Source organism: Pseudomonas sp. 2,4-D (assembly GCF_030418155.1).
Lineage (GTDB): Bacteria > Pseudomonadota > Gammaproteobacteria > Pseudomonadales > Pseudomonadaceae > Aquipseudomonas > Aquipseudomonas alloputida.
On record NZ_JAUHUI010000017.1, the window covers coordinates 78,156 to 92,086 of the forward strand.

The 13,931-nt window shown below is 61.5% G+C and carries 14 protein-coding genes and 1 tRNA gene; 6 read left to right on the forward strand and 9 right to left on the reverse strand.

Annotated elements, in window-relative coordinates; translation table 11 throughout:
* The first annotated feature begins 404 nt into the window (after nt 1-404).
* Complete coding sequence (locus tag QYE47_RS14465; RefSeq protein ID WP_054889139.1) at nt 405-662, forward strand: hypothetical protein; 258 nt, start codon at nt 405-407, stop codon at nt 660-662.
* Nucleotides 663-798: 136 nt separating this feature from the next.
* Entirely contained in the window at nt 799-1,071 is a 273-nt protein-coding gene (locus QYE47_RS14470; RefSeq protein ID WP_012051485.1) for a DUF3077 domain-containing protein, read from the forward strand.
* A 53-nt stretch (nt 1,072-1,124) separates the two neighbouring features.
* Here QYE47_RS14470 and QYE47_RS14475 read toward each other — a convergent pair.
* The 5 genes from QYE47_RS14475 to dapA form a co-directional block, all read right to left on the reverse strand.
* Nucleotides 1,125-1,214 (reverse strand) — tRNA-Ser (locus QYE47_RS14475).
* 91 nt (nt 1,215-1,305) lie between these two features.
* On the reverse strand, nt 1,306-2,016 hold the full coding sequence (gene purC, locus QYE47_RS14480) for a phosphoribosylaminoimidazolesuccinocarboxamide synthase (RefSeq protein ID WP_003254733.1): 711 nt from the start codon (nt 2,014-2,016) through the stop codon (nt 1,306-1,308).
* 30 nt (nt 2,017-2,046) lie between these two features.
* Nucleotides 2,047-2,805, reverse strand: coding sequence for an MBL fold metallo-hydrolase (locus QYE47_RS14485; protein WP_070383552.1), 759 nt, complete (start codon nt 2,803-2,805; stop codon nt 2,047-2,049).
* The gene (gene bamC / locus QYE47_RS14490) at nt 2,806-3,927 is read right to left on the reverse strand and encodes an outer membrane protein assembly factor BamC (RefSeq protein ID WP_070383551.1); all 1,122 of its coding nucleotides are present in this window, start codon (nt 3,925-3,927) and stop codon (nt 2,806-2,808) included.
* A 15-nt stretch (nt 3,928-3,942) separates the two neighbouring features.
* Nucleotides 3,943-4,830, reverse strand: a complete 888-nt coding sequence (dapA, locus tag QYE47_RS14495) for a 4-hydroxy-tetrahydrodipicolinate synthase (protein WP_003254739.1) — start codon at nt 4,828-4,830, stop codon at nt 3,943-3,945.
* Nucleotides 4,831-5,089: 259 nt separating this feature from the next.
* On the opposite strand from dapA, the gene QYE47_RS14500 reads away from it, so the two are divergent.
* Both QYE47_RS14500 and QYE47_RS14505 read left to right on the forward strand, forming a co-directional pair.
* The gene (locus QYE47_RS14500; protein WP_003254741.1) at nt 5,090-5,650 is read left to right on the forward strand and encodes a glycine cleavage system protein R; all 561 of its coding nucleotides are present in this window, start codon (nt 5,090-5,092) and stop codon (nt 5,648-5,650) included.
* An 11-nt stretch (nt 5,651-5,661) separates the two neighbouring features.
* Nucleotides 5,662-6,135, forward strand: coding sequence for a peroxiredoxin (locus QYE47_RS14505; protein WP_003254742.1), 474 nt, complete (start codon nt 5,662-5,664; stop codon nt 6,133-6,135).
* 98 nt (nt 6,136-6,233) lie between these two features.
* Here QYE47_RS14505 and QYE47_RS14510 read toward each other — a convergent pair whose 3' ends face one another.
* Together QYE47_RS14510 and QYE47_RS14515 are read right to left on the reverse strand one after the other, a co-directional pair.
* Nucleotides 6,234-7,304: an AI-2E family transporter gene (locus tag QYE47_RS14510; protein ID WP_003254744.1), complete on the reverse strand. Its 1,071-nt coding sequence runs from the start codon at nt 7,302-7,304 to the stop codon at nt 6,234-6,236.
* Nucleotides 7,305-7,324: 20 nt separating this feature from the next.
* Entirely contained in the window at nt 7,325-7,564 is a 240-nt protein-coding gene (locus QYE47_RS14515) for a sulfurtransferase TusA family protein (RefSeq protein ID WP_003254745.1), read from the reverse strand.
* A gap of 122 nt (nt 7,565-7,686) precedes the next feature.
* Between QYE47_RS14515 and QYE47_RS14520 the strand changes: the two genes are divergently transcribed.
* Complete coding sequence (locus QYE47_RS14520) at nt 7,687-9,123, forward strand: M48 family metalloprotease (protein ID WP_014590004.1); 1,437 nt, start codon at nt 7,687-7,689, stop codon at nt 9,121-9,123.
* Between the two features lie 108 nt (nt 9,124-9,231).
* Here QYE47_RS14520 and nadA read toward each other — a convergent pair whose 3' ends face one another.
* The gene (nadA, locus tag QYE47_RS14525) at nt 9,232-10,290 is read right to left on the reverse strand and encodes a quinolinate synthase NadA (protein WP_014590003.1); all 1,059 of its coding nucleotides are present in this window, start codon (nt 10,288-10,290) and stop codon (nt 9,232-9,234) included.
* A gap of 273 nt (nt 10,291-10,563) precedes the next feature.
* Complete coding sequence (locus QYE47_RS14530) at nt 10,564-12,072, reverse strand: YdgA family protein (RefSeq protein WP_026031963.1); 1,509 nt, start codon at nt 12,070-12,072, stop codon at nt 10,564-10,566.
* A 446-nt stretch (nt 12,073-12,518) separates the two neighbouring features.
* On the opposite strand from QYE47_RS14530, the gene QYE47_RS14535 reads away from it, so the two are divergent.
* Nucleotides 12,519-13,871 (forward strand): APC family permease, encoded by a 1,353-nt coding sequence (locus QYE47_RS14535; RefSeq protein WP_010952372.1) that lies wholly within the window; start codon nt 12,519-12,521, stop codon nt 13,869-13,871.
* The last annotated feature ends 60 nt before the right edge of the window (nt 13,872-13,931 follow it).

Here is a 13,931-nt window from a genome sequence, read left to right on the forward strand (position 1 = left end):
TGGCGTATCAGAGCGCCGCATTGTAGCCCAAGGTGCCATTGTCAGTTCAAGACAAAATGTTGCAGGAAGCCTGTCTGATTGATTAGTAGAAATCCGTCCTACAACTTCCACTCAGAATTATCCCCTTCCTTGTAGGGCGTTTCCCAAACATACTGCCAACCCGCTCAAACGGTTGCGACGGATTCGGTCGCGCTCTAGTCTCGGCTCGTCGTTGCAAAATCAACGGCCGGCTTTGACAGGCCGACGATTTCCCGCACACGTGCACTGTTTATGGCGGCTGTACGTGGGGCACCTTCGTGTGCGCCGAGTTACTCCGGGATCCTCGGTCTGTCAACCCATGTACAGCTGCCACCCTCTTGTTTGACAGCAAGCTTGCGGCAGCTCCAATGATCCTGGAGATGTTTATGCGCAAGATGGTCCCTGATCCACCCCTCGATACCACCCAGTTCCTGCAAGACACCCTGGTCCAGTCCTCAGAGTACGTACTCTGCGCCCTGTCCGTGGCCCGCCAATCCGTGCAACTCAAACCCACCGCCCACAGCTCGATCGTGATGCAGGCCGTGATCCATGAAATGGAAGCGGTACAGGGGCTGGTCGAGTCGGCGTTGATGCAGTTGCAGATGCGGCCGCATTTACCCACAGAGCCTCACACCTTGCATTAGCAGGTCAGGCCTCTTCGCGGGCACGCCCGCTCCCACAGGGTCACCACAGCCGTCATGCACTGCACAGCACCTGTGGGAGCGGGCATGCCCGCGAAGAGGCCAGCCCAGGCAACCCAGAATCCAGGGAAACAAAACAATGCCCACCGACAACACAACAGAACCCACCACAGTCGGCAAGACCTGCTTCTACCAAGGCGAAAACAACACCCACCCGCTGTTCCGCATCGAACCCGGCATCCCCTGCCAGGACGCCCGCGAACAGGCCTCCGAACTGATGGGTTACGTGCGCGACCTGATCATCACCGGCCTGATGGACGGCGACCAGAAACTGATCTGGGCCTCGCATTACCTGAGCGCGATGGCCAAGGCGCTGCTGGATGATGCTGAGTTGGGGATGATGAAAAAGTAAGGCGCAACGAAAAAGCCCCCGAAAGCTTTCGCTCCCAGGGGCTTGATCTTGTATGGCGGAGAGATAGGGATTTGAACCCTAGGTACTGTTGCCAGTACAACGGATTTCGAATCCGTCCCGTTCGACCACTCCGGCATCTCTCCAATGCCGCGCATCATACCAGCGTTCTTTTAAAACGCAAATCTTTTTTTCAAAAAAACCGCGTGGTATCAGGCGCTTGCGTGAACGTGCCGCTTACAGCGGCACGCCCAGGCGCTTGGCAACTTCTTCGTAGGCTTCGATCACGTCGCCCAGGCCCTGGCGGAAGCGGTCCTTGTCCATCTTCTTGCGGGTTTCTTTGTCCCACAGGCGGCAGCCGTCCGGGCTGAACTCGTCGCCCAGCACGATCTGGCCGTGGAATACGCCGAACTCCAGCTTGAAGTCGACCAGCAGCAGGCCGGCGTCATCGAACAGCTTGCTCAGCACTTCGTTGACCTTCAACGACAGCTTCTTCATTTCCACCAGTTGCTCGGCGGTGCCCCAGCCGAACGCAACAACGTGGGATTCGTTGATGAAGGGGTCGCCCTTCTCGTCGTTCTTCAGGAACAGCTCGAAGGTGGACGGCTCCAGCTTGATGCCCTCCTCCACGCCCAGGCGCTTGACCAGGCTGCCGGCAGCGTAGTTGCGCACCACGCACTCGACCGGGATCATGTCCAGCTTCTTCACCAGGCACTCGTTGTCGCCCAGCAGCTTGTCGAACTGGGTCGGCACGCCGGCTTCTTCCAGTTTCTGCATGATGAAGGCGTTGAACTTGTTGTTCACCATGCCTTTGCGGTCGAGCTGTTCGATACGCTTGCCGTCGAACGCCGAAGTGTCGTTACGGAACAGCAGGATCAAGCGGTCGGCGTCGTCGGTCTTGTAAACCGATTTGGCCTTGCCGCGGTAAAGTTCTTCGCGTTTTTCCATGATTGGGCTCCGCTTGCTTGAGGTGTTGGGCTAGGCGATTTCGCGCCAGTCGAGCCCGTGTTCCTGATTCGCCACCTGGAGCCAGTCCGGGTCGCACCCAAGGGTGTCGACGAAGCACTGGCGGGCCAAGTGTGGCAGGTTGTTCTTGCTACTGAGGTGGGCCAGCACCAGGTGTTGCAGGTTACTCCAGCCCAACTCGTGCACCAGGCGCGCGGCCTGGTGATTGTTCAAATGCCCTTGCATGCCACCCACCCGCTGCTTCAAAAAGGCCGGATAGTGACCGCGTGCCAGCAGGTCGCGGCAGTGGTTGGCCTCGATCAGCAATGCATTCAGGCCTTGGTAACGCTCCAACAGCAGCGCGTCGTACGAGCCCAGGTCAGTGAGCATGCCAAAACGCCGCTGACCATCGCTGACCACGTACTGCAATGGCTCGTAAGCGTCGTGCTCGACCCGCGCCGCGGTCACTTCCAGGCTGCCGATGCGCAGGCTTTGGCCACACGCGAGAAAACCGGCCACCTCTACCGGCTTGCGCATGCCGCGCAAGGTCCCTTGGCTGAGGTAGACCGGTACATTGTAGCGCCGCGACAGCAAGCCGACCCCATGCACGTGGTCGGCATGTTCGTGGGTGACCAGCACTGCACTGAGCTGAGCTGCAGAAACCCCGAGCAACGCCAGGCGCCGCTCGGTTTCACGCAGGGAAAAACCGCAATCGACCAGGATGAACGTGTCACCACTGGCGATCAGCGTGCCGTTCCCTTGGCTGCCGCTTCCGAGTACCGCGAAGCGCACTTAGCCCAGGTGGTCCTGAATGGCGCTCAGCACGCGGCGGGCGACATCGGCCGGAGCCACGGTGTTGATGTTTTTCTCGACCGTGACCTGCACGCTCTCACCCACCTTGCTCAGGCGAACCTGGTAACGCTCGGCACGGGCTTCACGCTCTTCCTTGGTCGGCTCGCTGCCGAACAGGCGGCTGAAGAAGCCAGGCTGGTTCTGCTTGTCGTCAGGTTTTTCAGACAGGTTGATGTAGTACAGGCCCAGGCTGCGGTTGATGTCTTCAACACGCCATTCGCCACCCTGCTCCAGGGCACGGCCCACACCAGACCAGGCGCGGTCCAGGTCGGAGCCCAAGTACAGTACCGGGTTGCCGCTGCCGTCTTCGCTCAGGCTGACGCGGCTTGGTGCGTCGAAATCGCGCGCGGCCAGCAGCGACACCGAACCGCCCTTCTCGGCGCTGCGGTTCATGCTGGCAAGCATTTCGTCGACCAGCAGGGCATCGGTGCCGGTATTGCTGGAGGTGGACGGGAACGCAGGCTCGGCAGTGCTGCCCGCCGGGCGCTCGACGCTGACCACATACACTTCGGAGGTGTTGCGCTGCACGCCAGGCTCCATGCGCACACGTACACGCACTTCGCTGTCACCGCTGCTGGCAGTGCTGGCCAGACGCTGGCCAAGCGATGCCGACAGTTCATCGAAACGCTGCCAGGTGGTATTGAACTCACCAGTCTGCGGGCGCTCTTCAGCAATGCGGAAGCCGTTGTCCTCGAAGAATTGCCGGGCTACCGGCCACACCTCGGCTGGCGAATGCTGGGCCAGCACCCAACGGCTGCTGCCGCTGCGCTGCAGGCTGTAGTCGGTGACCTGGGCGGCACCGCCGGTCAGCGGTTGCGGGCGAGGCACTTCGAACTCACCAGTGACGTTATCGTCAGCGACGTTACGCGGAATCGGCAGCAGCGGGTCAAGGCGTTTGACGTTGCTGGCGTCCGGCGGCAGCTGCATCGGCGCGGTCGGGTGCGCCTGCAGGTAGTCACTGCCGCGGTCGCGGAAATAGCCATCCTCGCCCCACAGCCAGCCACACCCGCTGGTGCTGGAGATAATCAGGGCAAGGGCGGAAAGACCAGCCAGTCGCTTCATGCGGTGTACTTCCTCTTAAACCAGTACGCCGGACTGGCGCAAGGCAGTACGGACTTTTTCGTGGCAGCCTTCGCTCAGCCAGGTCAGGGGCAGGCGAATACCTTTTTGCATCAGGCCCATTTCGACGAGCGCCCATTTCACCGGGATCGGGTTGGACTCGCAGAACAGGTCTTTGTGCAGCGGCATGAGTTTTTCGTTGATTGCGCGGGCCTTCTCGGCATTGCCCTCAAGGGCGGCCTCGCACAGGTCCGCCATTTCGCGCGGAGCGACGTTGGCGGTGACGGAGATGTTGCCCTTGCCGCCCATCAGGATCAGCTCGACGGCAGTCGGGTCGTCGCCGGACATGACGATGAAGTCCTTGCTGACGCCATCGAGAATGGCCTTGGCGCGGGCCAGGTCGCCCGTGGCTTCCTTGATGCCGATGATGTTCGGCACGGTCGACAGTCGGATCACGGTCTCGGCCTGCATGTCGCAGGAGGTACGGCCGGGAACGTTGTAGAGGATCTGCGGGATGTCGACGGCTTCGGCAATGTGCTTGAAGTGCTGGTACAGGCCTTCTTGCGTCGGCTTGTTGTAGTACGGCACAACCAGCAGGCAGGCGTCGGCGCCAGCATTCTTGGCGTTCTGGGTCAGGTGCACGGCTTCGGCGGTGGAGTTGGCACCGGTGCCGGCGATGACCGGAATCGGTTTGGCGCTGCGTTTGACGCGCTCGACCACGTGCTTGATGACCAGGATGTGTTCTTCGACATCCAGCGTGGCCGACTCACCGGTGGTGCCGACAGCGACGATCGCATGGGTGCCGTTTTCCAGGTGGAAGTCTACAAGTTTGTCGAGGCTGCCCCAGTCAACACGCCCTTGTGCATCCATGGGTGTGACCAATGCCACCATACTGCCCGCAATCATGTAACTGCTCCTGCCGGAAAAAGAGAGCGGTAATGGTACTGGGGGCATCGACCTTGCACAAGCGAAGCAGGCGGGTGGAGCATTCCCCTCGGCGGCTTATTTCGCTACCCTTGGCCCTTTGATCGGTGCAGCGCGGCCCGCCGGGCCGTCGACCTTGCTCCCCGCCAGCGTCCAAGACCTCGCATGCGAGCCCCGGGCCCTGCCGACAGGAGGCTTTTGCCCGTCCTGTGCCGACCGCTCATCGCTTTAGGAATGCTGCATGTCCACCCCCACCGTCCGCGAACAATTCCTTGTCATCAGTGCCTTGGGCCCGAACCCCATGGAGCTGGCCAACGTCCTCAGCCGCGCTGCCTTCGAAAACCGCTGCGCGGTGGTCACCTCGCGCCTGAGCCGCCACGGCGAGACCAGCGCCCTGGTGCTGCAGGTGGGCGGCAGCTGGGACGCCCTGGCACGTCTCGAATCCACCCTGCCAGGTTTGGGCAAGAAGCACGGCCTGACCCTCGACGTGGTCCGCAGCGCGGACCAGGAAGTGCGCCCGCAGGCCCTTCCGTATGTGGCCTACGTCAGCGCTGCCTACCGCCCGGACATCATCAACGAGCTGTGCCAGTTCTTCCTTGACCACCGCGTCGAGCTGGAAGCCATGACCTGCGACACCTACCTGGCGCCGCAAACCGGTAGCAGCATGCTCAACGCCCAGTTCACCGTGATTCTGCCGGCCGGCACGCAGATCAGCTGGCTACGCGACCAGTTCCTGGACTTTGCCGATGCCCTGAACCTCGACGCACTGATCGAGCCTTGGCGTCCCCAGAACCCAATGTAAGGAAACCGATCATGGCTGTAGCACTCGACCAACCTGTCGCCGACTTCCAGGCCCAGGCCACCAGCGGGCAAACCGTCAGCCTTGCCGAACTCAAGGGCCAGCAGGTGGTGGTGTACTTCTACCCCAAGGACAGCACCCCAGGCTGCACCACTGAGGGCCAGGGCTTCCGCGACCAGCACGACGCCTTCGCCGCGGCCAACACCGTGGTATTCGGTGTGTCGCGTGATGGCATCAAGTCGCACGAGAACTTCAAGGCCAAGCAAGGCTTCCCGTTCGAGCTGATCAGCGACAAGGACGAGGCCCTGTGCCAGCTGTTCGACGTGATCAAGCTGAAGAAGCTGTATGGCAAGGAATACATGGGCGTTGACCGCAGCACTTTCCTGATCGACAAGGACGGGGTGCTGCGCCAGGAATGGCGTGGCGTGAAGGTGCCCGGGCATGTGGATGCCGTATTGGCGGCCGCCCAAGCCTTGAACAAGGCTTGAAATTGAATGGGGCTGCCTTGCAGCCCTTCGCGGGCACGCCCGCTCCCAATGGAACTGTGCAGGGCCCGAGAAGGGCCGCAGAGCGGCCCCAATTACATTCAAAGCATCGGTGAAACGCTAGGCTCCTGCTTGGGCCACGCATCCAGCACGGCCTTGATCAGCGTCGCCAGGGGGATGGCGAAGAATATCCCCCAAAACCCCCATAGCCCGCCAAACAGCAGCACCGCGCAGATAATCGCCACCGGGTGCAGGCTCACCGCTTCGGAGAACAGCAGCGGTACCAGCACATTGCCATCCAGCGCCTGGATGATCGCGTACACTGTCATCAGGTAGATGAACTGGTCGCCCCAGCCCCACTGGAACAGCGCAATCAGGGTCACCGGCACGGTCACGACCACCGCGCCCACGTAAGGCACCACCACCGACAACCCCACCAGCAACGCCAATAGTGCTGCGTAATTGAGGCCCAGGCTGATAAAGGCGATGTAAGTGGCAATGCCGCAGATCAGAATCTCGATACCCTTGCCACGGATGTAGTTGGCGATCTGCCGGTTCATCTCGCTGCCCACCCGGTTCAGCAAGGTGCGCTGGCGCGGCAGGTAGCCGCTGACCCAGCGGCCAATGAGTTCGCGATCCTTCAGGAAGAAGAACACCAGAATCGGCACCAGCACCAGATAGATCATGGCATTGACCAGCAGGGGCAGGCTGGACAGCGAGAAGGTCAGCGCCCATTGACCAAACTTGCCTATTTCACCGCGCACCGATTCGATGGCATGCAATACCTGCTCGTCCGACACCAGGTGCGGATAGCGCTCCGGCAGCAGCAGCAACAACGACTGCCACTTGCCGAGCATGCCCGGCAGCTCGTTGAACAGCGTGATCAGCTGGTGCCACAGCAGCGGTACCAGCACCAGCATGAACACCGCCAGTGCGCCCATGAACAAGGCGAACACCAGCATCACCGCCAGCCGTGTAGGTACGCGCACGCGCTCCAGGGCGTTGACCAGCCCCTGCATCAGAAACGCCAGCACCATGCCCGCCAGCACCGGCGCGAGCATGCCGCCCAGGGTGAGCACGGCGGTAAAAGCCAGGAACAACAGGACCGCCAGCACCACCGCTTCCTCATCGGAGAAGTAGCGCTGCACCCAGTCGCGAAGCACTTTGAACATTGACGATCCTTGGAAAAGACTCAGGCCTTGCGCAGCCAGTAAGTGTAGGTACCGGCCTCGGCCGTTTCTTGCAGCAGGGTATGACCGGCCAACTGGGCGAAAGTGCGGAAGTCGCGCTGGGAGCCTGCGTCCGTGGCGATAACCTTGAGCACCGCGCCACTGGCCAGGCGATTGAGCTCCATCTTGGCCTTGAGCAGTGGCAAAGGGCAATTCAGCCCGCTGGCGTCCAGTTCGGCGTCGCAGGTCAGGGTGTTACTCATCGCAGGGTCTCCAAAGGCATCGCCAGGGTGCTTCTTGGCATGGCTGGCTAGGATAGCGCCACTGGTCGCCAACGTGTGAGCCCGCTACAGTAGGTATCTTTGATCCGACGCGAGCTTCATGCATGAATCTACTGCGCCCTACCCTGCTGACGCTGGCCTGCCTGATGGCCCTTCCCGGCCATGCTGACGACCTGCCATCACTGGGTGATGCCAGTTCTGCGATCGTCTCGCCGCAACAGGAGCACCAACTGGGCCGTGCCTGGCTCAGCCTGCTGCGCGGCCAGGTCAATCAGCTCAACGACCCACAGCTCAAGGACTATGTCGAAACCAGCGTGTACAAGCTGGCCGAAACCAGCCAGCTGCAGGACCGGCGCCTGGAATTCATCCTGATCGACAGCCGCGAGCTGAACGCCTTTGCCGCCCCGGGTGGCATTGTAGGGGTCAACGGTGGGCTGTTCCTCAACGCCCAGACCGAGGGCGAATATGCCTCGGTACTGGCCCACGAACTGGCGCACTTGTCGCAACGCCACTTCGCGCGGGGTGTCGAGGCCCAGCAGCGTATGCAGTTGCCGATGATGGCGGCGCTGCTGGCCGGCATCGTACTGGCCGCAGGTGGCGCCGGCGATGCGGGCATCGGCATGATTGCCGGCACCCAGGCAGCGGCCATTCAGGAGCAACGGCGCTTCTCGCGCCAGAATGAACAGGAAGCCGACCGTATCGGTATCCAGAACCTGGAAAAGGCCGGCTACGATCCACGCAACATGCCGACCATGTTCGAGCGCCTGGCACGCCAGTATCGCTATGACGCCAAACCGCCGGAGTTCCTGCTGACCCACCCGGTGACCGAATCACGTATTGCCGACACCCGTAACCGCGCCGACCAAGCGCCCAAGGGTGGTATCGAAGACAGCATGCGCTACCAGCTGATCCGCGCCCGGGTGGCGCTGACCTACGAAGGCACGCCGGGGCTTGCCGCCAAGCGCTTCCGCGCCCAACTGGACGAAGACCCAAAGCTGGACGCCGCACGTTATGGCCTGGCCTTGGCACAGATCAAGGGCGGGCAATTGAACGAGGCCCGTGAAATGCTCAAGCCGCTGCTGGCCAAGGCGCCCAACGACATCACCTACAACCTGGCGCAGATCGACCTGGACATCACCAACAACCGTCTTGCCGACGCCCAGCAGCGCGCCGAACGGATGCAGGGGCTGTACCCGGGCAACTACCCGTTGAAACAGGTGCGCGCCGACCTGCTGGTGAAACAGAACAAGCCGGCTGAGGCCGAGAAGGTGTTGAACGAGCTGGTGAAGAGTCGGCCGGATGACCCGGATGTGTGGTACGACATGGCCGAGGTGCGTGGCTTGTCGGGCAATACCATTGGCTTGCACCGGGCGCGTGCCGAGTACTTCACGCTGGTCGGCGACTTTGATCAGGCAATCCAGCAGCTGGATTACGCCAAGCGCCGGGCGGGTGGGAATTTCCCGCTGGCCTCACAGATTGACCAGCGCCAGCGCGAGATCATGGAGCAGCGGCGCATGGTTCAGGAAATGATGGGGCGCTGAAGGCGATTCGCGGGCAAGCCCGCTCCCACAGGTACTCCACCGCCTTGGTAAACGGTGCAATATCTGTGGGAGCGGGCGAGCCCGCGAAGAGTATGACGCGGTCTGGCGTCAGGCATTACCAGACAGCTTCAGCCGCGCCGCCTGGGTAAAGTCCAGCATGCGATTAAGCGGCTTGATCGCCTTGGGCACCAGCGCCGGGTCAACGAAAATCTCGTTGGTGCCGTTACGCAGGCAATCCAGCACCCGCTCCAGGGTGTTCATCGCCATCCACGGGCAATGCGCACAGCTGCGGCATGCCGCGCCGTTGCCGGCGGTGGGGGCTTCGACGAATTCCTTGTCCGGGCACAGCTGCTGCATCTTGTAGAAGATGCCGCGGTCGGTGGCGACGATGAAGGTTTTGTTCGGCAGGGTCTGGGCAGCCTTGATCAGCTGGCTGGTGGAGCCCACCGCGTCGGCCAGCTCGATCACCGCTTCCGGCGACTCGGGGTGCACCAGGATCGCAGCATCCGGGTACAGTGCCTTCATGTCGGCCAACTGGCGCGACTTGAACTCTTCGTGAACGATGCAGGCACCGTCCCACAGCAGCATGTCGGCACCGGTCTGCTTCTGGATGTAACGGCCCAGGTGCTGGTCCGGGCCCCAGATGATGGTTTCGCCGTTGTCCATCAGGCTTTCGACAATTTCCAGTGCACAGCTTGAAGTCACCACCCAGTCGGCGCGTGCCTTCACCGCTGCGGACGTGTTGGCGTAGACCACCACGGTGCGCTCAGGGTGCTGGTCGCAGAAGGCCGAGAACTCTTCCACCGGGCAGCCCAGGTCGAGCGAGCAGGTGGCCTCCAGTGTCGGCATTAGCACGCGCTTTTCCGGGGTGAGGATTTTTGCCGTCTCGCCCATGAAGCGCACACCGGCCACGATGACCGTTTTGGCCGGGTGGTTCTTGCCGAAGCGGGCCATTTCCAACGAGTCGGATACACAGCCGCCGGTTTCTTCAGCCAGCGCCTGGATGACCGGGTCGCAGTAGTAATGGGCAACCAGCACGGCATTCTGGGCTTTGAGCTCGGCAGCGATGGCCGCACGGTATTCGGCCTCCTGCTCGGCTGTCAGCGGGTTGGGCTGCTTGGCGTCGAGGTGGGCCTGAACCAATAGGCGTTCGGAAATCTGGGTCATGATCGCTGGACCTGCAGGCGCGCTTGCGCGTCAAATCGAGTGTATCACCCGGCCCTGGCAGATCGGCTAAGGGCGCCGGACGGCATGCTGACCGCCACGGCCCTCTGCGGGCGCGGATTATTATCGGAGGCCGAAGGCTACAGACAATCCAGCGATTACTAAAGGGGTTTTTGTAGTGCTTGTGCGGGCCCCTTCGCGGGTGAACCCGCTCCTACACTGTGAAATCTCGTAGGAGCGGGTTTACCCGCGAAGAGGCCGCAACAGGAGAAACCATCACCCCTGCGGCGACAGGGCCCCCAGATGCGCCGCCATGAACATGGCAAATTCTTCCACGGTCATTTTTCTGCCATTGAAATCGACCATGCCATCGGCATAGTGCAGGCTGCTGACCACATCATCGCCCTGCACGGTAGCCATGCCGCTCTGCAGCGCCATCATGCCGACCATCTCCCCCGCCTGGCTCGACTGCATGGCAATCGCTTGGGCGTCGGTCTGGCCATCCAGCAACGCCTGCAAGGTCGCCAGGTCACCGATCATCGGCTTGGACAGCGACAGCTTGCCTTTCACCTCCGTGATAATCTGCTTGCTCAGCTGGTCCGGCGGCAAGTCGAAGCTGGCCGGCGCGGCGAGGTCCATCGACAGGTTGAAGCGGCTCTCGCCATTGGCGGTCTTGAACGACAGGTTTTCCACCGCCAGCTTGGGCTTGGCGGCCAGTAATTTCTGCAAGTCACCCTGGAAGCGGGCCTTTTCGGCGTCGTCCATCTGGATCTGCGGCACCGGCTGGCCAGCAGCACTGGCGGCCTCGAACTCCGGCAAGTGCGACTGGTACCACTTCGACAAGGCCTGCAGCGCCGGGGCGTTTACCGAAGTCACGCTCACCGCCATCTGCGCCTTGCCTACCGCACGGCCATCCCAGCTGATGTCGCCGACCTTGTACTCCGCGCGGCCACCTACGGTGTCCGTGCCGTCGAGGGTTTGCAAGGCGTTCTGTTCCAGGCCCTTGATCAGTAGCACCTGCTGTTTCGGCCCAAGGGTGACCTTGGTTTCGGCCAACGCCAGATCGACGTTACCGACATAGATGGCATCGTGCGCGGTGGCTGCGAGGTTACCGCCAAACGTCAGCCCTTTGAGCTCGAAGGTGGCCGGCGGCTGGTCGTCATGCACCCATTTCATCACCAGCCTGTCGGCCTGGCCTTGGAACTTCGAGGCCTTGCCCTCCTTGTCCCCACTCACTTCGAACTGCATGCCCGAGAAGTCAAGGCTGTTGCCATCCGCTTCGTCAAACTTGAGCGGCGCCAGCTGAACCTGGCTGACCACACTACCGCCGTAACCCAGGCTGGTCTGCGCGCTGATCGGGGCCTTTTCACCCGCAGCGGCGAACCATGGCGCGACGGCGTCATCCTTCTGCAGCGTGCTGTTGCTGACCGCCATTACCGGCATCAGCTTCAGTGCCCTGACCCTCGACCACGGAAACGGGCCGTGCTCGATCTGGTCGGTCATGCCCACGTCAAAATTGATCACCTCGCCCTGACCCACGTTGATGTCGCGAGCCTTGAGCCGGTACTGGGCAGTGCTGCTGAAGAGATGCTGCTCCAGCGACACACGCTCGATGCTCATGCTACCACCGGTACTGACCAGGGCCTTTTTGAGTTCGGCGTTGCTGCGTGCAAGGGCGTTGTCCAGCTCTGCCGGCAGCTGCTTGCCGGTGTACCAGGCGCCTGCGGTAGTTGCGACGGCAATGGCGATAGCCAGGCCGGAAAGGATGCCAACTGATTTCTTCATGAATAGAACCGATTGCTGTCCGTAAGGGCTTCGAAGGCGGCCAAAGGCCACGCAGAAATCGAAGAGTACCACCCCCGATTGGGCCGAGCGCTGGCCCAGGTCGAGAAATGCCATTTTTCGGACACATCCGACATCACGGTGAGGCAAGCAAATAGCTCGTTAATTTTTACGAACACAAAAATTGATCATAATCGCAAAAAAACGCGCAAAAACCGAACAAAACCCGTATTTAATCGATAGATATTTCAATTTGGCAACATCTTGTCATGTTTAACTTGACACCCACCTACCCATTGTTTTTTATTTTCACCACTTTGCGCGCCCCTCCGCGCCTTCCGCCGCTCCAACATAAAAGGTGAACAACATGGAGCCCACCCGCTCGCCCTTGCCGCATGCGCAATACACCGTGCCCGTCGTTTACGCCCAGCAGCAGGAGCCATGCCAGCATGCAGCCTGACCACAGCGCTTCCGGCAACGGCCAACTCCGCAAAACCCTGCGTCTCTGGCACGTGATCATCATCGGCCTGGCCTACCTGACCCCGATGACCGTGTTCGATACCTTCGGCATCGTCAGCGGGATTACTGCCGGGCATGTACCCAGCGCCTACATCCTGGCATTGGCCGGCATCCTGTTCACCGCAGTTAGCTATGGCACCCTGGTAAAACGCTTCCCGCAGTCGGGCTCGGCCTACACCTACACCCAGCGCGCGATCAACCCGCACGTGGGCTTCCTGGTGGGCTGGTCTTCGTTACTGGACTACCTGCTGCTACCGATGGTCAACGCACTACTGGCCAAGCTGTACCTTTCGGCCATGTTCCCGGAAGTGCCTGAGTGGATGTGGGTGGCCGGCTTCGTCACCCTGATCAGCCTGATCAACATGCGCAGCGTGAACCTGGTGGCGCACTTCAACCTGCTGTTCGTGGGTGTGCAGGTGGCGATCATCGCCGTGTTCATCTACCTGTGCGTGCGCGGCCTGGACCAGGGTGAAGGGCTGGGTACCACCTGGAGCCTGATACCGTTCGCCGACAGCCAGACCCAGTTCAGCGCCCTGGCCGCCGGTGCGACCATCCTGTGCTTCTCGTTCCTGGGCTTTGACGCGGTCACCTGCCTGTCCGAGGAAACCCGCGATCCGGCCAAGACCATTCCCCGGGCGATCTTCCTCACCGCACTGATTGGCGGTGTGGTGTTCATCACCGTGTCGTACTTCATTCAGGCCTACTTCCCGACCATGGCCCGCTTCCACGACCAGGAAGCAGCCCTGCCGGAAATTGCCCTGTACGTTGGCGGCAAGCTCTTCCAGTCGATCTTCATCGCCTGCACCGTGATCAACACCATCGCCTCGGGCCTGGCCTCGCAAACCAGCGTGTCGCGCCTGCTGTATGTAATGGGCCGCGACAACGTGATCCCGGCCAGCGTCTTCGCCCGCCTGCATTCGCGCTACAAGACGCCAGTGCTGAACATTGCCGTGGTAGGGCTGATTTCGCTGTCGGCGATCTTCTTCGACCTGGTCACCGCCACTTCCATCATCAACTTCGGCGCCCTGGTCGCGTTCAGCTTCGTCAACCTGTCGGTGATCAACCACTGCTACCTGCGCGAAGGCAACCGTAAAGGCCTGGCCAACCAGCTGAAGTACCTGGTGCTGCCGACCATCGGCTTCTGCATCATCGTCTCGCTGTGGCTGGACCTGAACGCACATTCGCTGATGTTTGGCGGTATCTGGGCTGCGCTCGGGCTGGTCTACCTGGGCTGGCTGACCAAAGCCTTCCGCGCGGCACCGCCCAACTACGTCGCCGAATGACCCTCGCTGCCAACAACGCCCGCGCCTGATCGCGGGCGTTGCATTTGTTCGAAAAGGAAA

Bases quoted from the DNA above. Each gene is read 5' to 3' on its own strand.
- QYE47_RS14465 (WP_054889139.1), top strand. From the start codon at position 405: ATGCGCAAGATGGTCCCTGATCCACCCCTCGATACCACCCAGTTCCTG.
- QYE47_RS14470 (WP_012051485.1), top strand. From the start codon at position 799: ATGCCCACCGACAACACAACAGAACCCACCACAGTCGGCAAGACCTGC.
- purC (WP_003254733.1), bottom strand. From the start codon at position 2,016: ATGGAAAAACGCGAAGAACTTTACCGCGGCAAGGCCAAATCGGTTTAC.
- bamC (WP_070383551.1), bottom strand. From the start codon at position 3,927: ATGAAGCGACTGGCTGGTCTTTCCGCCCTTGCCCTGATTATCTCCAGC.
- dapA (WP_003254739.1), bottom strand. From the start codon at position 4,830: ATGATTGCGGGCAGTATGGTGGCATTGGTCACACCCATGGATGCACAA.
- QYE47_RS14500 (WP_003254741.1), top strand. From the start codon at position 5,090: ATGTCCACCCCCACCGTCCGCGAACAATTCCTTGTCATCAGTGCCTTG.
- QYE47_RS14505 (WP_003254742.1), top strand. From the start codon at position 5,662: ATGGCTGTAGCACTCGACCAACCTGTCGCCGACTTCCAGGCCCAGGCC.
- QYE47_RS14510 (WP_003254744.1), bottom strand. From the start codon at position 7,304: ATGTTCAAAGTGCTTCGCGACTGGGTGCAGCGCTACTTCTCCGATGAG.
- QYE47_RS14515 (WP_003254745.1), bottom strand. From the start codon at position 7,564: ATGAGTAACACCCTGACCTGCGACGCCGAACTGGACGCCAGCGGGCTG.
- QYE47_RS14520 (WP_014590004.1), top strand. From the start codon at position 7,687: ATGAATCTACTGCGCCCTACCCTGCTGACGCTGGCCTGCCTGATGGCC.
- nadA (WP_014590003.1), bottom strand. From the start codon at position 10,290: ATGACCCAGATTTCCGAACGCCTATTGGTTCAGGCCCACCTCGACGCC.
- QYE47_RS14530 (WP_026031963.1), bottom strand. From the start codon at position 12,072: ATGAAGAAATCAGTTGGCATCCTTTCCGGCCTGGCTATCGCCATTGCC.
- QYE47_RS14535 (WP_010952372.1), top strand. From the start codon at position 12,519: ATGCAGCCTGACCACAGCGCTTCCGGCAACGGCCAACTCCGCAAAACC.